We start from the raw sequence: 23,181 nt of genomic DNA, 5'->3' as shown, positions 1-23,181 counted from the left end.
GACGGCTCAGGACGCCTTCCTCGCCGTCTGTCGTTCCGCGTCGGTGATCGGCGCGTCGGAACCGGTCAGGTACTGCACCAGCGTGGAGCGCTCGTCCAGCACCAGCCAGCGGGTGGTGTCGGCCGTGCGCGGCTTGCCCTCCTTGGTGGTCACGCCGAAATCGGCGCGGGCGGAGGAGGTTTCGGTGCCGAGCGGGACCGGGGTGGCGCCCGTCTTGGTAATGGCCAGACGTGCGACCACCGATTCGAGTCGCGGGGTTCCCGCGATGGCGACCCGGGTGCCGGGGCGGGCTCCGAGCCGCAGCAGCATCCGCGCCAGGCGGTTGGACCAGCGCTCCAGCTCGCCGTAGGAGAGCGCGCAGTCGGCCGCCGTCACCGCGATGGCAGCCGGGTCGAGCGCGGCGGCGACCGGCTCGGTCGCGCCCGGGCGGAGAGCGACCAGTGTTGCGGACGAATCGACCGGCTTGCACATGAATATCATCCCCTCGGATGTGGTGATCTGTGGCGCTGTTGGGATGTATTCAGACTCGCGGCCGGCGAGTTCATCCGACAGCAACCTCAGTGCGGGGGATCACCTCTCCGAGGGTGCGGGAATCCTCACCCAAGGTGTATTGATCACCCGGGGGAATCGGTGCGTCTACGTGGACTGGCGCAGCTCCTCGATGACCTGGTTGATCACTTCCTCGGAGTTGCGCGGGCTCAGCGCCATGGCGCGCAGCTGATCGAACATCACCCCGTAGCGGCGCACCTCGCTGTGGCCCTCGATGATCTCGTCGCTGGCGATGCCCTCCACGTACACCAGTTCCGGGTCGGCGGGGTTCTGGAAGTCCAGCACCACGAAGGATCCGGACATGCCGGGATGCGCGCCCGCGTCGAAGGGCAGCAGTTGCAGGATGACATTGCGTTGCGCGGCGTCGCCCAGCAGTCGCTGCAACTGCCCGATCATGACCTCCGGTCCGCCGACCATGCGGCGAATCACGGCCTCGTCCAGCACCACCCAGAGTTCGAGGGGCTCCTCCTTGGTGAGCACCTTGGCGCGTTCCACCCGGGCCCGCACCCGCTGACTGCGCACCTCGTCGGAGATCTTGGGCCAGGAGGTCTGCATGACGGCGTCGGCGTACTCCTCGGTCTGTAGCAGTCCGGGGATATAGCTGGCCTGGAAGAAGCGGGCGGACAGGGCCTCCGCCTCGAAGTTGATGTACGCGCCGTACACCTCGCCGACGGCGGCCTCGAAGGGCCGTGCCATACCCGGCTTCAGTGCGTCGGTCAGCAACTGCAAGGCATCTGAACGCTGCGGCTCGCCGATGCCGTACAGATCGAGCATGGCCGTCAGGGTGCGGCGCTGCGGGCGCGCCTGGGCGGTCTTGATCCGATACAGGGTGGTGACATTGATACCGGTACGGCTGCTGACCTCTTCCTTGCTGAGTCCGGAGTGCTCGCGCAGCTCGCCCAGCATCGCCGCGAGTCTGCGCAAACGGACGGTCAACACGGTGCGCTTGCCTGCCATGTCCAACCCTTTCGCCTAGCGCACGAGTTAGAACGCAGTATTGCGTTCTTGCATTTGTAAGAGCATGATCCAGCTAGCCTAGTTCTTGTACGACCGATCCGATGAGCGGTACAGCTGAATCCGGAGACCAATCATGTTGGTGCGAATAGTGATGTTGTCGGGAACGTTCTGGGAGTCGCGATGACCATGTCCATAGCCGGCGGGCTGCCGACCGCCCCGCAATTGCTCTGCGCCTTCCAGGGCCGGCGTTTCCAGGACCGGGTTCTGCTCCGGTCGGCGCACGCGCTCGCGGAACTGCACGAACGCCGCGCGCAAGTGGCCGACCCGCTCCTTGCCGCCGAGATCGATTGTCGGCGCGGCGAACTCGTTGACGATATCAACGAATGGGTGGAACGGGAACTGCCGCAGCATCGCAACGGGGCCGCCCTGCACACCGAGAGTCTGGGCGCGGTGGTGGACCGGATGGCCCGGAGCTGGGTGGAGGCCAACCAGGTCATCGACCACGAGGGTGCGGCCAGCGACAATACCCATAAACACTGGTATCACCTCGCCGAACTCGTTGACGGCTACACTGATCTCGTAATCGACGTGGCCGGAGGCCGTCGCCGTTTACCTGAGCAGTGACTCCCGAAATGCGTTGACACGATTGATTGCATTGCTACAGAGCCATTGTCGTCAGCGGAGACGTCAATAGAGCGGTCTATCCGACCAATAGCTCGCTCGAAACGTTGGACGTCGCCCGCCACAAGACGGCGGGCGCAACGGGGCGCCCCGCCCGGCGTGCCGCGTGGTCGACTGGCGCGGCACGCCCGTACCCGATATTGCGTTGCAATACCCCATATCGCTGTGTTTTTCGGCAAGGCGGCTACCGCAATTGCCCACCGCATAACTACACACCATTCGGTTTCTTATGAATGGATTCATCGGTGCTCGCGAATGGAGTTCGATGGTGAACGAAGCTGATTCGACTGCTGCGGCATTCCGCGGGCAGGCCGCGGCCGGGGCGTTTCGCATGGATACGGACGCGGCGCGGGGATGCGCCGCGAACTTCCTGCGATTCGCGGCGGCGGTGGAACCGCAGCGGTCCCGGGCGGCGCGCACGCACCGCCTCACCGGCTTCGGCGGCTTCGATTCGGCCCGGCAGTTGCGGTGCGGATTCGAGCACAAGGGCGTCGAACTGAGTCGCTCGCTGGGGGAGTTGCGCGATGCCGCGGTACGGATGGCGGAGGTGTATCTCCTCGCCGGCGGCCTCATCGAGGAAGCCGATCATTTGCCCGTCGATGCCCTCCGCGCGCTCGCGGAGGGCATCGACGGGTGAACGCGGGGCCCGTTCACCGCAGCGCGGCGCGGCCGCGCAGGCGGCCCAGCACCACCAGCGCGATCAAGGTGACCAGTACCAGTAGCGTGGTGCTGGCGGCGGCGTCGAAGACCTCACCGCGATCGGTGGCCGCGAAGATGGTGACCGGCAGCGTTTTCCAGGTGGCGGGGTAAACCATGATCGTCGCGCCGAGTTCGCCCATGGACAGTGCGATCGACAGTCCCGCCGCCGCGCCGAGCGCGGGCAGCAGCAGCGGCAGGGTGATCCGGAACAGCACCCGGACCGGCCCCGCCCCCAACGATTCGGCGGCCTGCCGGTATCCGGGGTCCAGCCGATCCAGGGCGGCGCTGACGCCGCTGAAGGCGTAGGCCAGCACCAGCACCGTATGTGCCAGGACGACAATCCATTTGGTGCCGCCCAGCAGCAGTGGACGTTCGTTGAAGGCGATCAGGACGCCGAGGCCGATGGCCACCGACGGCACCGCCACCGGCACGTGGAAGACGGCATCGGTGATGCGGCGCAACCATTCCGGCGCTTCCCGGGCGGCCAGTGCCGCCCAGGTGCCCAGGACCAGCGCGGCCGCACCGGCCAACAGCGCGGTCTGCAGGCTCACCGACAGACTGGCCGCCTGCTCTCCGGACAGTGCCCGACCGACATTGCCGAAGCCGAGATCCGAGGGCAGCGGTCCGGTCCAGCGTCCCGCCAGCCCCGCCGCCACCACCGTGGCGATGGGCGCGATGAACACCACCGTCACCACCGCCGCGAAGACGGCGAGTACGGCGGCGCGCCCGCGCCGGGTCCACACCAGCATGTCAGCGCTCCTTCCGAGTCCCGGTGAGCCGGGCGAAGATCAGGCGATAGCCGAGGTAGAGGCTCAGCGACAGCAGTACCTGCACGCTGGCCAGCACCGCCGCGCCGGGCAGGTCGAAGGTGACGATGCCCCGGGTGTAGATGAGCGCGGGCAGTGTGATGACGCCCTTGGCCCCGGTGAAGAGCACGATGCCGAATTCGTTGAGCGTCAACAGCAGAACGAGGCTGCCGCCCGCGGCCAAGGCGGGCCAGGCCTCCGGCAGCACCACCCGCCACAGCACCCGCCACGGCGACGCCCCCAGGCTCGAAGCCACATCCAGCTGCTCGCGCGGCAGTTGGGCGAAGGCGGCCAGCAGCGGGCGCACGACGAACGGGGTGAAGAAGGTGACCTCGGCGGCGATCACACCCAGCGGAGTGGTGAGAAAGTTCAGCGCCGGTTCGCTGCGGCCGGTGAGTTCACCGATGAGCGCGTTCACCGCGCCCGCCGTGCCGTAGAGGAAGGTGAAGGCCAGCGTCACCAGGAAGGAGGGCAGTGTGAGCACGGTGTCGATGAGGCGGCCCACCAGACCCGATCCCGGAAACGGCACGAAGGCCAGCACGATGGCGAGGAAGGTGCCCAGCACCAGGCAGCCCAGGGTGGAGCACGCCGCGATGGATACGGTGCGCCACAACGCGTTCCGGAACGACTCCGAGCCCAGCACCGTGGTCCAGGTCTCGGTGCCGCGGCCCGCGTCGGTCCGGGTCGACTCCAGCAGCACCCGGCCGATCGGATAGACGGCGATGCACAACACCACCAGCACCGGCGGCAGTGTCCAGAGCAGCGGCGCGAGCGAGCGGCGCGGGCCGGGTGGGGTGGTGGCGGGGGCGGCGGGTGCGGTGCGGGTCGCGGTCACGCCCGCACCTCGGATTCGTCCGCCGCGGCGGCGGTTCCGATCCCGGGCGGAATCAGCACCCCGGCCGGATCGGGGAACTTCACGCCGACGACATCGCCGATCTCCAACTCCGCGTGGCCGGGCACATCGGCGGTGAGCTCACCGGGCAGACCGGTGACATCCAGGTGCAGCCGGGTCGACGCGCCCCGCCACACCGTGCCGGTCACGCTGGCGCGCAGGACGTCGGTCTCGGTGAGCGGCCGAATCGAGACGGTGTGCGGCCGGACGCACAGGTGCGCATCGGCATTCGGCACCCAGTCGGGCCGCCCCACCCCCGGCGCGGGAGCCTCCGCGCGCAGCGTGTGCTCGCCGACGGTGACCAGCGCGGCGGTGCCGGTGACGTGATTGACGGTGCAGGGCAGCAGATTCGCGCCACCCAGGAAGGCGGCGGTGAAATCGGTGGGCGGGCGCTGCCACAGCTTCCGGGCGCTGTCGATATCGACCAGGCGGGCATCGCGCATGACGGCGATCCGGTCCGCCAGCGCCAGCGCCTCGGATTGGTCGTGGGTGACATACAGCATGGCGGTGTCCGGCAGGGCTTTACGCAACTGCTGGAGCTCACCGAGCATGGACTGCCGTAACTGGGCGTCCAGGGCGGCGAGCGGTTCGTCGAGCAACAGCACCTTGGGTCGGATGGCGAGCGCGCGGGCGATGGCCACCCGCTGCTGCTGTCCGCCGGACAGTTCCCGCGGCAGGCGCTCGGCGTACCCGCCCATGCCCACCATGGCCAGCGCCTCGGCGACGCGTGCGCCGATCTCCCTGCGCGGCACCCGATGTGAGCGCAGTCCGAAGGCCACGTTCTCGCGCACCCGCATATGCGGGAACAGCGCGTAGGACTGCACCACCACCCCGATGCCGCGTCGGGCGGGGGAGAGCTGGGTGACGTCGCGGCCCGACAAGCGCACCGCACCCGAGGTGGGCCGGACGAAGCCGGCCAGCGCCTTGAGCGCGGTGGACTTGCCGGAACCGCTGGGCCCGAGCAGCGCGACCGTTTCCCCCGCGGCGACGCGGAGCGTGAAATCGGCCAGTGCGACAGTGCTCTTCCGGCCGCGGCCGTAGGTGACGCCGACCCGGTCGAATACGATGGCCGGTTCGGCGGTCGCGGCGTCGGTCGCCCTGGATGTCGTCAACGCGGTGGTCATGAGTGCGCTCCTCGGGGTGGGGCGGATTCCTACTGGCCGGTGGCCTGCTGGTACGCGGCGAGGTCGGCGTCGAGATCGGTCAGCACCTGCGCCCAGTCCGGGTAGATGATCTGGACGTTCTGCAGCAGCACCGCCGGATTGGTCGCGCCGCCGGAGGACATGACGCCGCGCAGTTCCTGGCGGGCCGGAATGGCGAAGGAGTTGGGCAGCGCCTGCTGCGCCTCGGCGGAGAGCAGGAACTCCATGAGCTGCTTGGCCTCGGCCTGGTGCGGCGCGCCCTTGGCCAGGCCCATCAGGTACGGCACCGGTACGGTGCTGGCCTTGCCGTCGGCGTCCGCCGGGAAGAACACCGTGAACTTGGAGCCCTTCTCCTTGATATTGGCCATATTCATCTGGATGTCGCCGTTGGCGATGAGGATCTCGCCCTTGTCGACCTTGGCCTGGAGCTTGCCGGTGGAGGAGGAGGGACCGACATTGTTCTCCTGGAGCCTGGCCAGGTAGTCGAGCGCGCCCTGCTTGCCGTAGAGCTGCTGCAGCAGGATCAGCACCGCGGTGCCGTCACCGGCCTGGCCCGGGGTGGAGTATTGGATCTTGCCCCGGTACTCCGGCTTCAGCAGGTCGTCCCAGGTCATCCCGGCCACATTGACCGATGGGTTGGCGATGAAGCAGAGGTAGTTGCCCGCCATCATGACGTACTTGCCGTTCGGGTCCTTGTCCGAGTCGGCGACGGCGCTGGTGTCGATGCCGCTGGGCTCGAGCAGACCGGACTTGTCGGCCTTCTGCATGAACGGCGGCAGCGTGACCAGCACATCGGCCTGCGGGTTGGACTGCTCCTTCTCCACCCGGTTGACGACCTCACCGGAACCGGCTTCCACCAGGTTCACCGCGATGCCGGTCTGCTCCTTGAACTTGTCGAACTGGGTCCTGTACCACTCGCCGACGCCGTCGGCGGAGTAGACGGTCACCGTCTTGCCGTCGGCGGATTCGGTGCCGGTGCCGCCGCAGGCGGTCATGCCGAAGACGACGGCGGTGGCGGAGGTGAGGATCAACGCCGTCCTGGCGAGGGAGCGTGCGAGGCGGTTGTTCGGATTGCGCACGGGGGAAGCAACTTTCGGTTTGTCGGAACTGCTGAATCGAAGGGACGGGGGAGGGCCGCCGCCCGGTCCGCATGGACAGCGGGCGGCGGGGCTCAGGAGCGCTGCGCCAGCAGCAGCCGGGCGAACTCGGTGACGGAATCCACCACGTGGGTGGCGCCCGCGGCGCGCAACTGCTCCGCGTTGTGCGCGCCGGTCAGCGTGCCCGCCACGATGCGCGCGCCCGCGGCCCGGCCGGTGGCGATATCGCTGGCCGTATCACCCAGTACCGCAACGCGATCCACGGCGTCGATACCCAGGCGCAGCAGTGCGGTGAGCACCAGGTCCGGATAGGGGCGGCCGCGTCCGGCGTCGGCGGGGCACAGCGTGAGGTCGGCGATGTCCTGCCAGCTCAGCGCCGCCAGCAGCCGATCCTGGGTGGCGCGGCTGAATCCGGTGGTGAGCGCCACCTTGACACCGGCCGCGCGCAGTGCCGTGATCGCCTCGGCCGCACCGGGAACGGGTGCGGCCGCGGTGGCGGCGAATTCGTCGTAGGCAGTCTCGAATGCCTGATTGGCGCGCTGCGCGCGGTCCTCGTCGCCGAGCAGCGCGCGGAAGACCGTGATCTTGGACTGCCCCATGGTGTCGAGGACGTAGCGGCGGGCGGCCTCGCGCTCGATACCCTCGGCGGTGATTCCGGCGGCGGTGGCGGCCTCCTCGAAGGCGCGCAGCACCAACCCGCCGTCGGCGACGGTGGTCCCGGCCATATCGAGGACGGCGAGATCGATCTGTGTGTCGGACATGGGATTTCCTACAGGTTCAGAAGGTCGGCGGTCTCTTCACCGAGGGCCGGGCCGAGGGTCATGCCGCGTCCGCCCGGACCGGTGACGACCCAGACGGCGTCATCGGCCCGCACCCGGGTGACGATGGCCGCCGGATCGATGGACTGGCTGTACACGCCCGCCCAGCGGCGCACCACCGGCGGGAGTTTGCGGCCGAGCAGTTCCTCCACGACCCCGGTGAGGTATTCGTAGGGGGCCTCGTCCACGTCGAAGGCGAAGGGCTCCTCGTATTCGTGGGTGTCGCCGATGGTGAGGCCGCCGTGCAGGCGCTGCACGCACAGCATCTGCATCCTGTGCCGGGCGGCGACGAAGGACTGCGACTCCTCGGCCTCGAGCCGATCGAGCGCATCGCTCGCGTAGCCGGGGTAGTAGCGGAAACTGTCACCGTCGGCGATGGCGGTGGTGAGATCCTCGCCCAGCGGGGCGGTCTGCATCATCTGCAACCGCACCCGGCGAACGGGCATGTCGCCCACCAGTTCCCGGGCGAGTCCGCTGTGCGACGCACCCGGGCACACCACCACGAGATCGCCCGTGTGGCGACGGCCGCGGTCGTCGGTCACGGTGCCGCCGGCGACGGCGCGCGCCTCGGTTCCGGCGAAGAACCGATAGCGGCCGGTGGCGTCCAGGTACCGGCGCAGGGCGGGCAGCGCCTGTCGGGACTCCACCGCCGCATCGGTCGAGCAGTGCAGTCCGGCAAGGAATTTGCCGCGCAACGCGGGCTCGAGCGCGCGCACCCGATCGGGGTCGAGCAGTTCGAATCCGCGCTCGGCGGCGGTCGCGGCGGTCGCGGCGGCCTCGGCGACCGCGAGTTCGGCCTCGGTGCGCACCAGGGTCAGCGAACCCGCGGGGCGGAAGCCGACGCCCGGCACCCGGCCGCCGATCTCCTCCCACAGCTGCCGGGAGCGCAGCGTGATTTCCAGTTCACCGGCGCTGCGTCCGGACACCCACACCAGGCCGAAGTTGCGCACGGTGGCCCCGCGGGCCTCGACCTCGCGCTCGAGCTGGATCACTTCGTGGCCGCGCCGGACGGCGGCCAGGGCGTGGGCGGTGCCGAGGATGCCGCCGCCGATGATGACCAATCGCATGCGCCCTATCGTGGTCACTGGTCTAGACCTAAGGGTGTTTCGTACGCAAACGGCAGGTTAAAAATTGGTATAGACCATTTCGCTGTACGCTGTGGGGCATGGAGAGATCCGACGCGGCGGGGGCGGGCGCTCGTATCCCGAAGGCGTATCGAATCCGCACCGAACTCGACGCCATGCTGGCCGAACTGGCCGTCGGCGATGCCGTCCCCTCGGAACGCGAACTCGCCCTGCGCTTCGGCGTCGCCCGCGAAACGGTGCGGCAGGCGCTGCGAGATCTGTTGGTGGAAGGCCGGATTCGGCGCAAGGGGCGCGGCACCGTGGTTTCCCGCCCGAAGATGGTGCAGCCGCTGTCACTGCGCTCCTACACCGAGGGGGCGATCAGCTTCGGCCGCGCCCCCGGCCGCCTGCTCGTCGACTGGGCCGACATCCCCGCCGACGACGACATCGCCCGCGATCTGGCCCTGCCCGCCGGAACGCCCGTCATGCATCTGGAACGCATCCTGCTCGCCGACGGCGAACGCATCGGCCTGGAGAGCACCTACATGCCCCTGCCCCGCTTCGCCGCCCTGCGCGACAGCTACGACCCGGAGACCTCCCTCTACGCCGCCACCCGCGCTCTCGGCGTCACCTACGCCGCCGCCACCGAACGCATCGAAACCGTGCTCGCCTCCCCCCGCGAGGCCGCCCTCCTGGAATGCACCACGGCACTGCCCATGATCCTGCTCCACCGTCGCAGCCTCGACCCCGACGGCACCCCCATCGAACGCGTCCGCTCCCTCTACCGCGGCGACCGCATCGCCTTCGAGGCGCAGCTGCGCGAGTAGCGGAACCGCTCAGGCGCGCAACGTCTTCGGGTCGACGCGGCCAGCGCGGTGGCCCGAGCGGCATGGGCGATCCGGTTCGCTTCGGACAGGCGGCCAGGTCGACTGCGTCCGCACGGTGGTCGGTTCCAGCGGTTGCCCGTCGCAGGAGGCGGCATTCGCCCGACGTGACGATCCACGTGCGCTGGGGCGGCAAGGATTTTCGGGCGCGCGGCAGGTCGGCCGCTGCGCGGGTTGGCCGCATGGTCGGGGCTGTACGTTCGGTGGTGGGCCGTGGGACGTAAGTCCCCGCAACCGGGGGCTTCGTGCGCTACACGTGCGGGTGTCCGCCGGGGGACCGTGGAGCCATGTCTCTCACACTGGCACTGTTCCTCATCGCCTGGGCGTTCATCGGCGTGGTGACCGGCCTGTGGATGATCCGTCGCGGCCACGACCCGATGTGGCTCGTCATCGCGGTCGCGCTGGGGCCGCTGTTCGTTCCGATCGCGTGGGAGCGGGTCGAGCGCCGCCCGCGTCTGGCCGCGTCGGGGCCCGAGGGCATTCTGGGGCGCGCCGAAACTCGCGGGCCTCGGGTGCTGGTGGCCATGGACGGCTCCCCGGAATCCGATCGTGCGCTCGATACGGCGCTCACCCTGTTCGGATCCGGGTGCGGCATGCTCGTGCTCGCCGAGGTGGTCTGCTACGACGCCACCGACGACGCCACCCACGCCGCGATCGACGCCGCCGACGCCCGCTTGGCCGCCGCCGCGGAGCGGGCCCGCGCCGCCGGAATGCCCGTGCGCTTCGAGGTGCTGGCGGGTCCCCCGGGTGAGACCCTCCGCCGCTTCGCCACCGACCAGGACATGGACGTACTGATCGTCGGCCGCCGCGGCCGCGGCCTGTCCACCCGCCTGCTCGGCAGCGTGTCCACCGAACTGGTCCACCACGCCGCCCTCCCGGTCCTGGTCGTCGAGCCCACGCGACTGCGTGCTCCGGAGTCGAACGCGACGGTTTCGGCACGATCCGGTCGCGGCTGATCCCTGTGGTCGGCCGGGGTGGCGGGGTGGGCTCGCGCGCGTTAATATAAGTACCAACTTATAGAGGAGGTTTCGTCATGCCCTTGCTGACCGACCCGGCCGCCGTAGCCGGACTCGTGGCCCGTGAACTGCGCAGCGGCGAGCGCGCCGGTGCGCCGACCAGGATCGCTGTCGCACGCCGGACCTACGCGACCGAGCAGGCCGATCTGTGGAGCGCGCTGACCGATATCGAGCGCATTCCACGGTGGTTCGCACCCGTCTCGGGTGACCTGAAGCTCGGCGGGAAATACCAGATCGAGGGCAATGCCGGTGGAGTCGTCGAGGAATGCGACGAACCGCGACGGTTCGCCATCACCTGGGTGTTCAACGATCAGACCTCGTGGGTGCAGGTGACCCTCACCCCGGACGGCGACGGCACGCGGCTGGAACTGGTGCACGAGGCACCCGTCGACCCGGAGTTCTGGGAGCGGTTCGGGCCGGGCGCGGTCGGGGTCGGCTGGGATCTCGCCCTGATGGGACTGGGGGAGCACCTGGCGACCGGGCAGCCGATGGATCCGGCACTGGCACAGACCTTCCACGAGACACCGGAGGGCCGTGCCTTCATCGAAGCCGCGGCACGCGGCTGGGCCGAGGCCGCCATCGGCGACGGCGAGGACCGGGCCGCCGCCCGGGCGGCCGCGGGCCGCACCATCGCGTTCTACACCGGTGCGCCCGAGGACGGCGCGCACTCCTGATGGACCGCTCCCCGGCGAAGATCTTCGAGGCGCTGGGCGATCCGATCCGCCGCCACATCCTCGAACTGTTGGCCGCCACCGGCGAACAGCCCGCGGGCGCGATCGTGACCGCGGTGCAGCGCCACGCGACCATCTCCCAGCCCGGCGTCTCCCAGCATCTCAAGGCGCTGCGCGACGCCGGGCTGGTGCGCACCCGCGCCGACGGCACCCGCCGCCACTACGCCCTCGACCCGGACGGTATCGAGGCGGCGCAGCTTTGGCTTGCGGCCCTGCACGATTCGCTCACGCCGTTCGCCCAGCCGCTCGACGCCCTCGCCACCGAGATCGCCCGCGGCAAACGCGCCCGCCGCGACGAGATCAGCCCGGCTGCCCCTGTCGGTCGCGCTCCTGATCCGGATGCGCCCGCAGCGAGCCCGCATGCGCCTTCGCGGTCGGATCCTGCCGCGTCTTGATCAGGCTGGCCACGGTGACGACCACGAGCACGGCGACGATCACGCCCAGGCTGACCGAGGTCGGAATCTCCGGCACGCGGTCGTCGATGTCGACGTGCGCCCAGTGCAGGATGAGCTTGGCGCCGATGAACGCCAGGATCAGCGACAGGCCGGTCGACAGGTACACCAGCCGGTCCAGCAGACCCTTGACGAGGAAGAACAGCGCCCGCAGCCCCAGCAGCGCGAAAGCGTTGGCGGCGAAGACGATATAGGGCTCGCGGGTGACACCGAACACCGCCGGAATCGAGTCCAGCGCGAACAGCAGATCGATACTGCCGATGGCCAGCAGCACGATGAACAGCGGCGTCACCATCCAGCGCCCGTCCACGCGGGTCGACAGCTTGCCGCCCACATAGTCGTCGGTAATGGGCAGCAGCCGCCGCGCGGCCCGCACCATCACATTGTCGTCGACCTCGGGATCCTGATCGCGGTGCCGGAACAGCTGCACCGCGGTGTAGATGAGCAGCAGCCCGAACAGCAGGAACATGAAGGAGAACAGCGACAGCAGCGTCGCGCCCAAGGCGATGAAGATGGCCCGCATGATCAACGCCAGCACGATGCCGAAGGTGAGCACCTTGTGCTGATGCTCCTCCGGCACCGCGAAGGTGGTCATGATGATCACGAAGACGAAGAGGTTGTCCACCGACAGACTCTTCTCCACCACGTATCCGGCGAAGAACTCCGCCCCGAACCCGCTGCCGTACTGCCAGGCGAACCACACGCCGAAAGCGACGGCCACGAGAATGTAGAACACCGACCAGAGGGTGGCCTCCCGGAAGCCCACCCGATGCGGCTTCACCGCCGCCACGATCAGATCCACCGCGAGCAGCGACAGAATCAGACCGATGGTGACAATCCAGGTCAGGGTGCTGATTTCGGCCACGCGCGCATCCTCCGCTGTGTGCTGCCCCGCGCGGCGTCGACGCCACCCGAGAGTGTCCCCGAGATCGTAACGGTAGACAGTGACCGTGCGGGCCGACCGCGCCGGAACCGGGCCTCCAGGTGCGCATGAATCGGTGTCGGTCACGGCACCGCCGGTAACGGCCGCGAGCCCGTGGTCGGCCGGGCCTCTGGTCGGCCTGCTCACCGCGTCTTGCCGGGCGGGACGGTCGGATCGGCGATCGGCGCGGCCCGGCCGCGGTCGCGCTCACCGCACCTGCGGGGCCACCTTGTCGCCGAGCAACTCGATGTTGCGCAGCACCTTTTCGTGCGGCAGCGTGCCCACGCTGGTGTGCAGCATGAAGCGGTCCAGGCCGAGATCGTCGCGCACGGTGGCGATCTTCTCCGCCACGTGGTCGGGGGTGCCGACGAACAGCGAGCCGCTCCGGGAGCGCAGGGCGTCGAAGTGGTCGCGGGTCATGGGGGCCCAGCCACGTTCGCGTCCGAGGGCGCTCATGGCGGCGGCGTAGGGCGCGTAGAAGTCGTTCACGGCCTGCGAATCCGTTTCCGCCACATAGCCGTGCGCGTGCACCGCCACCGGCCGCGGCTCGTGGCCGCCCTCCGCCAGTGCCCGGTGGTACAGGTCCACCAGCGGTTTGAAGCGCGCGGGTTGTCCGCCGATGATGGCGATGGCCAGCGGCAGGCCCAGCAGCCCGGCGCGGGCGACGGATTCCGGGGTGCCGCCCACCGCGATCCACACCGGCAGCGGACGTTCGGTGCGCGGATACACCACGGTGTCGCTGAGCGGGGCGCGGAACTTCCCGGACCAGGTGACCGGCTCGTCCGCGCGAATCTTCAGCAGCAGCGCCAGTTTCTCGTCGAAGAGTGCGTCGTAGTCGCCCAGGTCGTAGCCGAACAGCGGGAAGGATTCGATGAACGAGCCACGGCCCGCCATCAGTTCGGCGCGCCCGCCGGAGAGCAGGTCCAGGGTGGCGAACTCCTGGTACACGCGCACCGGGTCCGCGGAGCTGAGCACGGTGACCGCGCTGGTGAGCTGGATGCGTTCGGTGCGGGCGGCGATGGCCGACAGCACCACGGTGGGGGCGGAGGCCGCGAAGTCGGCGCGGTGGTGTTCACCGACGCCGTAGACGTCCAGTCCGGCGCGCTCGGTGGCGACGGCCTCGGCCACCACCTCGCGCAAGCGCTGTCCGGCACCGGGCGCCGGGCGGTCGCCGACGGCGGTCATCTCGGCGAATGTGGTCAATCCCAATTCCACGGCGGGTGCCTCCTGCAAGTAGTTACCGCGTCAACCAACCTGCTGAACGGACCATGGTCCGGAAGTATTCCGGGTAAGAACCACTCCCCGCGGGCGGATAGTCTTGTTCCATGTCAGTGCGCACCCGCAAACCTCTCGTTCCCGGCACCCAGTCGCCCATTCGAGAGGTGCCGAAGTCCATCGAGCGGCCTGAGTACGTCTGGAAGAAGACGGTCAACGAGGGACACGAGCCCTGGGTGCAGACACCGGAGACCATCGAGAAGATGCGCATCGCGAGCAAGATCGCGGCGCAGGCGCTCGCCGAGGCGGGCAAGGCCGTCGCCCCCGGCGTCACCACCGATCAACTCGACGCCATCGCACACGAGTACCTGTGCGATCACGGCGCGTACCCGTCGACACTGGGCTACAAGGGATTCCCCAAATCCTGCTGCACCTCGCTCAACGAGGTCATCTGCCACGGCATCCCCGACTCCACCGTGATCGAGGACGGCGACATCGTGAATATCGACGTCACCGCCTACATCCACGGCGTGCACGGCGACACCAACGCCACCTTCCTCGCCGGTGACGTGGACGAGGAGGTGCGCCTGCTGGTGGAGCGCACCGAGGAGGCCACCATGCGCGCCATCAAGGCGGTGCGCCCCGGCCGCGCCCTCAATGTCATCGGCCGCGTCATCGAGTCCTACGCCAACCGCTTCGGCTACGGCGTGGTGCGCGATTTCACCGGGCATGGCGTCGGACCCACCTTCCACAGCGGCCTGGTGATCCTGCACTACGACCAGCCCGCCGTGGAGGCCGAGATCGAGCCGGGCATGACCTTCACCATCGAGCCCATGATCAATCTGGGCGGCATCGACTACGAGATCTGGGACGACGGCTGGACGGTGGTCACCAAGGACCGCAAATGGACGGCACAGTTCGAGCACACCCTGGTCGTCACCGACACCGGCGCGGAAATCCTCACCCTGCCGTGAGCGCCCGCCCGCCCGCCGCGAAGGCCAGCCGGTGAAGGGCGCGCTGCTGGTCGCGGGCACCACCTCCGACGCCGGGAAAAGCGTTGTGGTGGCGGGACTCTGCCGCATGCTGGCGCGGCGCGGGGTGCGCGTCGCGCCGTTCAAGGCGCAGAACATGTCCAACAACTCCGTCGTCACCCCCGACGGCGGGGAGATCGGCCGCGCGCAGGCCCTCCAGGCGCGGGCGTGCGGACTCGAGCCCAGCGTGCGCTTCAATCCGATCCTGCTCAAACCCGGCAGTGACCGGCGCTCCCAGCTGGTGGTGCGCGGGCGGGCCGTCGACACCGTGGGGGCGCGCGACTACTTCCGGCACCGGCAGCACCTGCGGCAGGTGGTGGCGGACGAATTGGCCGCGCTGCGAGCAGAATTCGATGTGGTGATCTGCGAGGGCGCGGGGTCACCGGCCGAAATCAACCTGCGCGCAACCGATCTGGCGAACATGGGCCTGGCCCGCGCGGCGGGGCTGCCGGTGCTGCTTGTCGGCGATATCGACCGCGGCGGGGTGCTGGCGCATCTCTTCGGCACCGTCGCCATTCTGGAACCCGAAGACCAGCAACTGATCTCGGGATTCGTCATCAACAAGTTCCGCGGTGACGTAGAGCTGCTGCGACCCGGTATCGACCAGCTCACCGCGCTCACCGGCCGCCCCACGCTCGGTGTCCTCCCCTTCGCCGAGGAGCTGTGGATCGACGCCGAGGATTCGCTCGGCACCGTCGCCGACGCCCCGGTGGGCCGCTCCCTGCCGCCGCGCGGGCCGGAATGGCTGACCGTCGCCGCCGTCCGGCTGCCGCGCATCTCCAACTCCACCGATGTGGAGGCGCTGGCCTGCGAACCGGGTGTGGCCGTGCGCTGGGTCACCGATCCCTCCCGGCTGACCGGCGCGGATCTGGTGATCCTGCCCGGCAGCAAGGCCACCGTGAGCGATCTGGAATGGCTGCGCCGCACCGGAATCGCCGATGCCCTGCGCGCCCGCGCCGCCGCGGGCGGGCCGATCCTGGGCATCTGCGGCGGATACCAGATGCTGGCCCGTGCCATCGAGGACCGCGTGGAATCGGACGCGGGCACGGTCGCGGGCCTCGGGCTGCTGGACCTCGAGATCGAATTCGCCGACCCGAAGGTGCTGCGCCGCGCCACCGGCCACGCCCGCGGCCTGCCCGTGCACGGATACGAGATCCATCACGGTCGGGTCCGTCACAGCGGTGACCGGCCCTGGCTGGAGTTGGACGGCGCTCCCGAAGGGAGTGCGCGCGGCTGCGTCTGGGGCACCCACCTGCACGGCCTCCTGGAGAACGACGCGTTCCGCCGAGCCTGGCTGCGCGAACTCGCCGAGCGCGCCGGGCGTACGGGCTTCGTTGTGGCCGACGATGTTTCGGTGGCGCGGGAGCGCGCCGCACAGCTGGACCTGCTCGCCGACCTGATGGAGAAGCACCTCGACGAGGCGGCCCTGGAAGGGCTGATCACCGGCGGCGCACCGACCGATCTCGCCATTCTGCGCACCACCCGCTGAGCCCCGATCGAAATCACACCGACACGCGATGCGGTCTCCCCGGTGACGTGTACCGTGAATTCACATGGAATCTCGGCAGCTCACGGTCGGTGACAAGACGTGGACCGTGCGAGTCGGGGGCCCCGAATCCCGGCACAGTGTTCTGCTGCTGCCCGATGCGGGCGCTCCCGCGGACGTCTACGACCAGGTCTGTGCCCGCTTGCACAACTCCGATCTGCGCACCTTCGTCGTCGAGCACGCCGACGGCCTCGACACCGCCACCGTGCTCGCCCTGCTCGACCAACTGCGGGTGCCGTGGGCCAACCTGGTCGGCTGCGGCGCCGGGGCCGAGCTGGCCTGGCAGCTGTCCGCCCGGGGGTTCGGCCGGTTCATGAGCCTGGTCGTGGCCGGTCGCGCCCACCCCGCGGTGCCCGTCACCGGCGGTACGGCCCCGGATCCGAGCTGCCCCGCCGTGGAGATCCCCACCACCCTGCTGGCCACCAAGGCGCTGCCCCGGGAAGCGGCCGAGGCGTCCGGCCGCCATGTCTACGGGGAATACCGCCTGGTCACCATGGATGTCACCGACGTGGCCACCGAGGCAGACCACGAACTGGCCACCGAGATCGTGCTACGCACCAGCTTCTGGTGAGGTGGCGACGGGCTCGGCCGAGGCGGTGTCGAGCCAGTCCAGCCACGAATCCAGCTCCGCGAACGCCTGTTTACGCGGCGTCTCCGCGGACAGGAACACATCGTGGCGGGCCCCCTCGATGGGCACGATATTGGTGCGCGTGCCCAGGCAGCCCGACCAGCGCTGGATCTGGCGGACGTCCAGCACCACATCCGACACATCCGCGGCCGGACCGTACGTGCGCATGAACTTGGTCACCTTCGACCGCATGATGAGCGCGGGCACCCCGATATCCAGGCCCTGATGCAGGCGGGCATGCCCGCGGCGGATCGCGCGCAGCCAGCCCGCGTGCACCGGGAAACCGGTCAGCGGCTTCCAGTCCAGGTCGTAATCCCATTCCCCGGCGACGGTGTGGTGCAGGCTGTCGCCGTAGGCGCTGCCCTCGGGCAGCGGCAGGCGGGTCATGGCGCTGAAACGGGCCAGGCCGTGCAGTACCGCCGTACCGACCGACCGGTAGTAGGCAGGTCCCTGCAGGTCGAACCACGGGCTGTTGAGCGCCAGTCCGGTAATGCCCTGCGCCCGCACGCCGCCGGAGCGATTGAGCCGGTTCAGCCACAGCGAGGCGATGAGCCCACCCGTCGAATGCGCCAGGATCAGCGTGGGCAGCCCGGTCTCGGCACGGATGGTCCGCAGCGAGCGATTCAACTCGGCGTCGTAGAGCGTCAGGTCGCTGACATAGTGCGCGGTCTGCCCCGGCTTCCGGGCCCGGCCGCACTTGCGCAGGTCGAGCGCGTAGAAGCGGTATCCGCGCCCGGCGAAATGCTCGGCCAGATGCTTCTGGAAGAAGTAGTCGGTGAACCCGTGCACATAGAGCACGGCCTTGGTCGCGACCGGCGCCTCGGTGGGCGTGTGGCGGACCAGGACGGCCTCCACCTCACCCTCGCCGTCCGGGTCGGGACCCAGTGGGATGGTCAGTCGTTCGTAGCCCGCACCCAGCACATCCGGTTGCCAGGCGGGAGCCGTCGGATCGGTGACGGTGGAGGTCGCGGTGGGCGTATCGGAGCTCACAGTCCCAATCTATCCCCCGACGTCGCGGCATCACACCCGGGAGGGATCTCTCACAATCGGCCCTGTCGCTGCGTGAATTCCACGTGTTGAGGGGCACAATCGAAACTAGGTGAACGACGGGTAACCTAAGCGCCGCTAGGTTGCCGCATCTAGGACAAGGAAGTCGATCTACCCGTGCCGAACGCTGCCAAGATTGAGAAGACCGATGTAGTACTCATCGGTGCCGGCATCATGAGTGCCACCCTGGGTGCACTGCTTCGCCAGGTGCAGCCGGACTGGTCGATCACCGTGTTCGAGCGGCTCGACGCCGCCGCCGCGGAGAGCAGCGACCCGTGGAACAACGCGGGCACCGGCCACTCGGCGCTGTGCGAGCTCAACTACACGCCGCAGAACGCCGACGGCTCCGTCGAGATCACCAAGGCCATCGACATCAACGAGCGTTTCCAGGTGTCGCGCCAGTTCTGGTCGTACGCCGTGGAGACCGGCATCCTGGCCGAACCCTCGAACTTCATCAACCCCATCCCGCACGTGAGCTTCACCCACGGCGAGGCGGATGTGCGGTACCTGCGCAAGCGCTACGAGGCGCTGTCGCGGCATCCGCTGTTCGAGGGGATGGAATTCATCGACAGCCCCGACGAATTCGCGCGCCGGTTGCCGCTCATGGCCCGCGGCCGCGACTTCTCCGACCCGGTCGCGCTGAACTGGACCGACGCCGGCACCGATATCGACTTCGGCGAGCTGACCACCGAACTGCTGGCCTACCTGGGCGCGTCCGGTGCCGATCTCGCCTTCGGGCACGAGGTGCGCAACCTCACCAAGCAGTCCGACGGCTCCTGGCTGGTGAAGGTGCGCAACACCCGTACCGGCAAGGCGCGCGTCGTCAACGCCAAGTTCGTCTTCGTCGGCGCGGGCGGCGGCGCGCTGCCGCTGCTGCAGAAGTCCGGCATCAAGGAGATCTCCGGCTTCGGCGGGTTCCCGGTGTCGGGCCTGTTCCTGCGCTGCACCAATCCGGAACTCATCGCCAAGCACGAGGCCAAGGTGTACGGCAAGGCCGCCGTGGGCGCGCCGCCGATGTCGGTGCCGCACTTGGACACCCGCGTCATCGACGGGGACCGTGGACTGCTGTTCGGCCCCTACGCGGGCTGGACGCCGAAGTTCCTCAAGGACGGCGGCTACACCGATCTGCTCAAGTCGGTGAAACCCAACAACCTGTTCTCCATGCTCGGCGTCGGCGTCACCGAACTCGGCCTGGTCAAGTACCTGGTCTCGGAGCTGCTGAAGTCGCAGGCCGGTCGGGTCGACGCGATGGAGGAGTTCATTCCGCGCGCCGACGGCCACGACTGGGAGCTGATCATCGCTGGCCAGCGCGTGCAGATGATCCGGCGCAAGGGCGCGGGCGGCGTGCTGGAACTGGGCACCGCCGTGGTGGCGGCCGAGGACGGCACCATCGCCGGTCTGCTCGGTGCCTCCCCGGGCGCGTCCACCTGCGTGAGCGCCATGCTCGACGTCATGCAGAAGTGCTTCCCGCACGAATACGCCTCGTGGCAGCCGAAACTCAAGGAAATGGTGCCCTCGCTGGGCGTGAAGCTCTCGGAGAACCAGGCGCTGTTCCGCGAGGTGTGGGACTGGTCCAACAAGGCGCTGCGTCTCGAATCGAACACGCCCGATACCGAAGGGGTCGCGCCGCACGCCGCGGTGTGATAGCAAGACGCGATGATGTCAACGGTTGCTCTCAAACGGTCGTGGGCCCAGGACCTGGATACCGAGACCCTGTACAAGCTGTTGAAACTTCGCGTCGAAGTGTTCGTCGTCGAGCAGAAATGCGCCTACCCGGAACTCGACGGGCTCGACCTGCTGCCGGAGACCCGGCACTTCTGGCTCGACGACGAGGGTGAGGTCATCTGCACCCTGCGGCTGCTCGAGGAGCACCACGACGGCGTGAAGTCCTTCCGCATCGGCCGCCTCTGCACCAGCGTTCCCGCCCGCGGACACGGCTACACCACCCGCGTGCTGCAGGCCGCCCTCGCCGAGGCGGGTTCGGCCACGGTCCGCCTCAACGCCCAGACCTACCTGGTCGACATGTACACCAAGCACGGCTTCAAGCCCGACGGCGACGAGTACATCGAGGACGGCATACCGCATATCCCGATGCGCCGCGGCTGAGCCGCCGCACCTTCCTCGGCCCCCACCGAAACCCGGTGCGGGGCCGAACTTTTGTCCCGGGACGGCGGTCGCGTGCACCCAGCGGCGGCCGTTGGTGATGCCGATGCGATGGAACCGGCCTGCGACGGGGTTCGGGTTTCACCGTGTCCGTCCGTGGCCGGCGGCGTCGAGCGGATGCGGTGGCGACCGGTCACGCTGCCGCCATCGACGGTCAGATCTCAGCTGTGGCGGGGGCGTGGTGAGGGCCGGTGTGTGGCGCGCATACAGTGGGGGCGTGTCGGCTTCCCGTGTTGCGCATCCCGAATCCGTACGAGTGGGCGGTTCGTCCGTCGGGGACGATGCCGGGTTCCCTTTCTCGGCCGTGGTCGGTCAGGAGCGGTTGCAGCTCGCGCTGATCCTGTGCGCGGTGCATCCCGGTATCGGCGGTGTGCTGGTGCGCGGGGAGAAGGGCACCGCCAAATCGACCGTGGTGCGTGCGCTGGCGCAGTTGCTGCCGCCCATCGTGGACGAGAGCGGGGCGCGGCCCGCGCGGTTGGTGGAGTTGCCGGTGGGCGCGACCGAGGACCGCGTGGTCGGCTCACTGGATCTGGAGCGGGTGCTGCGCGACGGCGAGCAGGCGTTCAAACCCGGTCTGCTGGCGGCCGCCCACCACGGCGTGCTGTACGTCGACGAGGTGAACCTGCTGCACGACCATCTGGTGGACGTGTTGCTCGACGCCGCCGCCATGGGGCGGGTGCATATCGAACGTGATGGCGTCTCGGCCTCGCATCCCGCCCGATTCGTGCTGGTGGGCACCATGAACCCGGAGGAGGGCGAGCTGCGGCCACAGCTGCTGGACCGGTTCGGCCTCACCGTCGACGTGGTCGCCTCGCGCGAGGTGGACGTGCGCATGGCGGTGGTGCGCCGCCGCCTCGACTACGAGGCGGACCCGGCCGGATTCGCGGCCCGCTACACCGCCGCCGACCGTGCGGTGGCCGAGCGCATCCTGTCCGCCCGCGACCGCCTCGACGAGATCACCCTCGACACCGTGGAACTGCGCCGCATCGCCGCCCTCTGCGCGAGCTTCGACGTGGACGGGATGCGCGCCGATCTGGTGGTGGCACGCACCGCCACCGCACACGCCGCCTGGCGCGGCGGCGGCGCGGTCACCGAGGAGGATGTGCGGGTGGCGGCGGAACTCGCACTGCCGCACCGACGGCGGCGCGACCCGTTCGACGAGCCCGGTATCAGCGAGGAGCAGCTGGACGAGGCCATGCGGCAGGCGGCGGAGGAAGCCGCGCGGGCGCAGGAGGACGATCCGGGAAAAGCGATGGGGTCTCGCCCGACGACGGTGCGGGGCCGCTGACCGACGACGCGGAACCCGAAGGCGGAGCGGCTGATTCGCCCGAGCCCGAGGATTCGCGAAGCCGTCCGGACGCTGCCGAGGGCCGTTCGGACAGCAGGGAAGGCCATTCGGAGAGCCGCGAAGGCCGTTCGGAACTTGATGATGGCCGTTCGGACGGTAGCGACAGCCGTTCGGACCTGTCCGAGCAGGAGCCGGATTCGGCCGGAGATGAACCGGATCGCCCTGGTGCCGAATCGGATTCACCGACCCGACCACCGGGTGACGCGGATTCTCCTGGTGGCGAGTCGAATTCCGGCCGTCCCGCCCGGGAGGGCGATGCGGGCCTGCCCGCACTCTCCCCGGCCAAGCCCCCGCGCTGGGAGGTCCCGGGTATCGGCGAGGGTGCCCCCGGCCGCCGCTCCCGCGCCCGCACCCGGCAGGGCCGGGTGGTGCGCGCCATCGCGGACACCACCGGCGGCCTGCACCTGCTCGGCACCGTCTTCGCCGCCGCGCCGCATCAGCGCGCCCGCGGCCGCGACTCCGGCCCCCTCGCGCTGGCCGTCGACGACCTGCGCGGCGCGTATCGCGAAGGCCGCGAAGGGAATCTGGTGGTCTTCGTGGTCGACGCCTCCGGTTCCATGGCGGCCCGCGACCGCCTGTCCGCCGTCACCGGCGCGGTGGTGACGCTGCTGCGCGATGCCTACCAGCGCCGCGACAAGGTCGCCGTCATCACCGTGCGCGGTCAGGACGCCGACCTGGTGCTGCCGCCGACCTCCTCGGTGGACATCGCCGTCCGTCGCCTGGCGGGCATCCGGACCGGCGGCAAAACCCCACTGGCGCAAGGACTTCTGAAGGCCCGCGAGGTGCTTGTCCGCGAGCGCGTCCGCGACCCTCGGCGCCGCCCGCTGGTCGTGCTGCTCACCGACGGTCGCGCCACCGGCGGCACCGATCCGGTCCCGCGCGCCCGCACCGCCGCCCGCCTGCTGGCCGGTGACGGGGTCACCGCCATGGTGGTGGACTGCGAACGCGGCATGATCCGCCTCGGCTTGGCCCGCGATATCGCCCGCGACCTGCGCGCCGGATATCTGCGGCTGGGTGAGCTCACCGGCGAATCGGTCGCGGGCGTGGTCCGCGCCGGAGTCGGCGTCGCCTGATCCGGGTCGCCTGATCCGGGTCGCCGGTGCGTCCCCTGCGCTGCGATGCCGGGCGTTCGGTGCCGCCGCGCGGCCGCAGGGCGCCAGTCGCCCACGGGAACCAAACCTTGTGCTTGCACGTCGAAGAGGTATGGGGATTTTTCGTCGTCGTGACCGGCGGGCCGACCGGCGCGGCCAGGTGGCCGACAATGGTGCCGATTTCATGGGGGAGGCCGCACCGGCCCTGATCGAGGCCGCCGCACCCGGCCTGTTCCGTGCGATCACCAGCGGTATCGGCCGTCTCTTCTCGGCGGTCCTGCACGCCCTGAACTGACCGACTGCTGCCAATCCGGTGGCTGCTGGCTGGATTGTGCCCGGAATCGTGCTTGAAATAGTAAAGTCTGTAGGAAATATTCAAGCTACTCGGGAGTCCGAGGCGAG

23 protein-coding genes and 1 pseudogene are annotated in these 23,181 nt (G+C 69.4%); 13 read left to right on the top strand and 11 right to left on the bottom strand.

Translation table 11 applies throughout. The features are described 5' to 3' along the window. Positions 1-6: 6 nt before the first annotated feature. Both ON31_RS20925 and ON31_RS20920 read right to left on the bottom strand, forming a co-directional pair. Positions 7-471, bottom strand: coding sequence for an AMP-binding protein (locus ON31_RS20925; protein ID WP_039816308.1), 465 nt, complete (start codon positions 469-471; stop codon positions 7-9). 165 nt (positions 472-636) lie between these two features. Beyond that, positions 637-1,506, bottom strand: a complete 870-nt coding sequence (locus ON31_RS20920) for a helix-turn-helix domain-containing protein (protein ID WP_051037547.1) — start codon at positions 1,504-1,506, stop codon at positions 637-639. Positions 1,507-1,770: 264 nt separating this feature from the next. Here ON31_RS20920 and ON31_RS20915 point away from each other — a divergent pair, with 264 nt between their 5' ends. Next, positions 1,771-2,130: a DUF4254 domain-containing protein gene (locus ON31_RS20915; protein ID WP_039816306.1), complete on the top strand. Its 360-nt coding sequence runs from the start codon at positions 1,771-1,773 to the stop codon at positions 2,128-2,130. Between the two features lie 322 nt (positions 2,131-2,452). Then, positions 2,453-2,824: a hypothetical protein gene (locus ON31_RS20910; RefSeq protein WP_039816302.1), complete on the top strand. Its 372-nt coding sequence runs from the start codon at positions 2,453-2,455 to the stop codon at positions 2,822-2,824. Positions 2,825-2,837: 13 nt separating this feature from the next. On the opposite strand, the gene ON31_RS20905 is transcribed toward ON31_RS20910, so the two are convergent. The 6 genes from ON31_RS20905 to ON31_RS20880 form a co-directional block, all read right to left on the bottom strand. After that, on the bottom strand, positions 2,838-3,635 hold the full coding sequence (locus tag ON31_RS20905) for an ABC transporter permease (RefSeq protein ID WP_029929938.1): 798 nt from the start codon (positions 3,633-3,635) through the stop codon (positions 2,838-2,840). A 1-nt stretch (position 3,636) separates the two neighbouring features. Then, a complete protein-coding gene (locus ON31_RS20900) occupies positions 3,637-4,527 on the bottom strand; it encodes a 2-aminoethylphosphonate ABC transporter permease subunit (RefSeq protein ID WP_039816050.1) in 891 nt (296 codons plus the stop codon). Then, positions 4,524-5,708: an ABC transporter ATP-binding protein gene (locus ON31_RS20895; protein WP_039816049.1), complete on the bottom strand. Its 1,185-nt coding sequence runs from the start codon at positions 5,706-5,708 to the stop codon at positions 4,524-4,526. The genes ON31_RS20900 and ON31_RS20895 overlap by 4 nt, the downstream gene beginning before the upstream one ends. A gap of 29 nt (positions 5,709-5,737) precedes the next feature. Beyond that, positions 5,738-6,721: a 2-aminoethylphosphonate ABC transporter substrate-binding protein gene (locus tag ON31_RS20890; RefSeq protein ID WP_085996465.1), complete on the bottom strand. Its 984-nt coding sequence runs from the start codon at positions 6,719-6,721 to the stop codon at positions 5,738-5,740. A gap of 176 nt (positions 6,722-6,897) precedes the next feature. After that, complete coding sequence (locus ON31_RS20885; protein WP_039816047.1) at positions 6,898-7,584, bottom strand: phosphonatase-like hydrolase; 687 nt, start codon at positions 7,582-7,584, stop codon at positions 6,898-6,900. 8 nt (positions 7,585-7,592) lie between these two features. Next, a complete protein-coding gene (locus ON31_RS20880; protein ID WP_039816045.1) occupies positions 7,593-8,708 on the bottom strand; it encodes a TIGR03364 family FAD-dependent oxidoreductase in 1,116 nt (371 codons plus the stop codon). Between the two features lie 98 nt (positions 8,709-8,806). On the opposite strand from ON31_RS20880, the gene ON31_RS20875 reads away from it, so the two are divergent. The 4 genes from ON31_RS20875 to ON31_RS20860 all read left to right on the top strand — a co-directional run bounded on the left by ON31_RS20875 (position 8,807) and on the right by ON31_RS20860 (position 11,731). Further along, complete coding sequence (locus tag ON31_RS20875; protein WP_039816043.1) at positions 8,807-9,532, top strand: GntR family transcriptional regulator; 726 nt, start codon at positions 8,807-8,809, stop codon at positions 9,530-9,532. Between the two features lie 344 nt (positions 9,533-9,876). Beyond that, complete coding sequence (locus ON31_RS20870; protein WP_039816042.1) at positions 9,877-10,545, top strand: universal stress protein; 669 nt, start codon at positions 9,877-9,879, stop codon at positions 10,543-10,545. Positions 10,546-10,622: 77 nt separating this feature from the next. Beyond that, complete coding sequence (locus ON31_RS20865) at positions 10,623-11,279, top strand: SRPBCC family protein (RefSeq protein WP_039816040.1); 657 nt, start codon at positions 10,623-10,625, stop codon at positions 11,277-11,279. Next, positions 11,279-11,731: an ArsR/SmtB family transcription factor gene (locus ON31_RS20860; protein WP_051037544.1), complete on the top strand. Its 453-nt coding sequence runs from the start codon at positions 11,279-11,281 to the stop codon at positions 11,729-11,731. Before ON31_RS20865 ends, ON31_RS20860 begins: the two co-directional genes overlap by 1 nt. Here ON31_RS20860 and ON31_RS20855 read toward each other — a convergent pair. Together ON31_RS20855 and ON31_RS20850 are read right to left on the bottom strand one after the other, a co-directional pair. Next, positions 11,637-12,653, bottom strand: a complete 1,017-nt coding sequence (locus ON31_RS20855; protein WP_039816038.1) for a TerC family protein — start codon at positions 12,651-12,653, stop codon at positions 11,637-11,639. The genes ON31_RS20860 and ON31_RS20855 overlap by 95 nt on opposite strands. A gap of 264 nt (positions 12,654-12,917) precedes the next feature. Further along, positions 12,918-13,925 (bottom strand): LLM class flavin-dependent oxidoreductase, encoded by a 1,008-nt coding sequence (locus ON31_RS20850; RefSeq protein ID WP_039816299.1) that lies wholly within the window; start codon positions 13,923-13,925, stop codon positions 12,918-12,920. A gap of 110 nt (positions 13,926-14,035) precedes the next feature. Here ON31_RS20850 and map point away from each other — a divergent pair, with 110 nt between their 5' ends. From map to ON31_RS20835, 3 genes are all read left to right on the top strand, one after another. After that, positions 14,036-14,899, top strand: a complete 864-nt coding sequence (gene map / locus ON31_RS20845; protein WP_029929917.1) for a type I methionyl aminopeptidase — start codon at positions 14,036-14,038, stop codon at positions 14,897-14,899. 31 nt (positions 14,900-14,930) lie between these two features. Further along, positions 14,931-16,445, top strand: coding sequence for a cobyric acid synthase (locus ON31_RS20840; protein ID WP_039816036.1), 1,515 nt, complete (start codon positions 14,931-14,933; stop codon positions 16,443-16,445). 64 nt (positions 16,446-16,509) lie between these two features. Beyond that, on the top strand, positions 16,510-17,073 hold the full coding sequence (locus ON31_RS20835) for a hypothetical protein (protein ID WP_039816034.1): 564 nt from the start codon (positions 16,510-16,512) through the stop codon (positions 17,071-17,073). On the opposite strand, the gene ON31_RS20830 is transcribed toward ON31_RS20835, so the two are convergent. Continuing rightward, positions 17,053-18,120 (bottom strand): alpha/beta hydrolase, encoded by a 1,068-nt coding sequence (locus ON31_RS20830; RefSeq protein ID WP_051037543.1) that lies wholly within the window; start codon positions 18,118-18,120, stop codon positions 17,053-17,055. The genes ON31_RS20835 and ON31_RS20830 overlap by 21 nt on opposite strands. A gap of 174 nt (positions 18,121-18,294) precedes the next feature. Between ON31_RS20830 and mqo the strand changes: the two genes are divergently transcribed. The 4 genes and pseudogenes from mqo (at position 18,295) to ON31_RS36830 (ending at position 23,074) form a co-directional block, all read left to right on the top strand. After that, on the top strand, positions 18,295-19,821 hold the full coding sequence (gene mqo, locus ON31_RS20825) for a malate dehydrogenase (quinone) (RefSeq protein WP_039816032.1): 1,527 nt from the start codon (positions 18,295-18,297) through the stop codon (positions 19,819-19,821). A gap of 12 nt (positions 19,822-19,833) precedes the next feature. After that, on the top strand, positions 19,834-20,283 hold the full coding sequence (locus tag ON31_RS20820; RefSeq protein WP_029929906.1) for a GNAT family N-acetyltransferase: 450 nt from the start codon (positions 19,834-19,836) through the stop codon (positions 20,281-20,283). A 313-nt stretch (positions 20,284-20,596) separates the two neighbouring features. Further along, positions 20,597-22,761 (top strand): annotated as a pseudogene (locus ON31_RS37320) (magnesium chelatase subunit D family protein). Between the two features lie 130 nt (positions 22,762-22,891). Beyond that, complete coding sequence (locus ON31_RS36830) at positions 22,892-23,074, top strand: hypothetical protein (protein WP_115061543.1); 183 nt, start codon at positions 22,892-22,894, stop codon at positions 23,072-23,074. The last annotated feature ends 107 nt before the right edge of the window (positions 23,075-23,181 follow it).

This window comes from Nocardia otitidiscaviarum NBRC 14405 (assembly GCF_000308635.1).
Taxonomy (GTDB): Bacteria; Actinomycetota; Actinomycetes; order Mycobacteriales; family Mycobacteriaceae; genus Nocardia; species Nocardia otitidiscaviarum.
Note: the sequence above shows the minus strand (reverse complement) of the source record. Positions and strands in the feature narration are given on the sequence as shown.

Coding starts and splice junctions, on each gene's coding strand:
- ON31_RS20880 (WP_039816045.1), bottom strand. CDS start 8,708: ATGCGATTGGTCATCATCGGCGGCGGCATCCTCGGCACCGCCCACGCC.
- ON31_RS20865 (WP_039816040.1), top strand. CDS start 10,623: ATGCCCTTGCTGACCGACCCGGCCGCCGTAGCCGGACTCGTGGCCCGT.
- ON31_RS20870 (WP_039816042.1), top strand. CDS start 9,877: ATGTCTCTCACACTGGCACTGTTCCTCATCGCCTGGGCGTTCATCGGC.
- map (WP_029929917.1), top strand. CDS start 14,036: ATGTCAGTGCGCACCCGCAAACCTCTCGTTCCCGGCACCCAGTCGCCC.
- ON31_RS36830 (WP_115061543.1), top strand. CDS start 22,892: ATGGGGATTTTTCGTCGTCGTGACCGGCGGGCCGACCGGCGCGGCCAG.
- ON31_RS20885 (WP_039816047.1), bottom strand. CDS start 7,584: ATGTCCGACACACAGATCGATCTCGCCGTCCTCGATATGGCCGGGACC.
- ON31_RS20875 (WP_039816043.1), top strand. CDS start 8,807: ATGGAGAGATCCGACGCGGCGGGGGCGGGCGCTCGTATCCCGAAGGCG.
- ON31_RS20925 (WP_039816308.1), bottom strand. CDS start 471: ATGTGCAAGCCGGTCGATTCGTCCGCAACACTGGTCGCTCTCCGCCCG.
- ON31_RS20835 (WP_039816034.1), top strand. CDS start 16,510: ATGGAATCTCGGCAGCTCACGGTCGGTGACAAGACGTGGACCGTGCGA.
- ON31_RS20895 (WP_039816049.1), bottom strand. CDS start 5,708: ATGACCACCGCGTTGACGACATCCAGGGCGACCGACGCCGCGACCGCC.
- ON31_RS20860 (WP_051037544.1), top strand. CDS start 11,279: ATGGACCGCTCCCCGGCGAAGATCTTCGAGGCGCTGGGCGATCCGATC.
- ON31_RS20920 (WP_051037547.1), bottom strand. CDS start 1,506: ATGGCAGGCAAGCGCACCGTGTTGACCGTCCGTTTGCGCAGACTCGCG.
- ON31_RS20910 (WP_039816302.1), top strand. CDS start 2,453: ATGGTGAACGAAGCTGATTCGACTGCTGCGGCATTCCGCGGGCAGGCC.
- ON31_RS20905 (WP_029929938.1), bottom strand. CDS start 3,635: ATGCTGGTGTGGACCCGGCGCGGGCGCGCCGCCGTACTCGCCGTCTTC.
- ON31_RS20890 (WP_085996465.1), bottom strand. CDS start 6,721: ATGACCGCCTGCGGCGGCACCGGCACCGAATCCGCCGACGGCAAGACG.
- ON31_RS20820 (WP_029929906.1), top strand. CDS start 19,834: ATGATGTCAACGGTTGCTCTCAAACGGTCGTGGGCCCAGGACCTGGAT.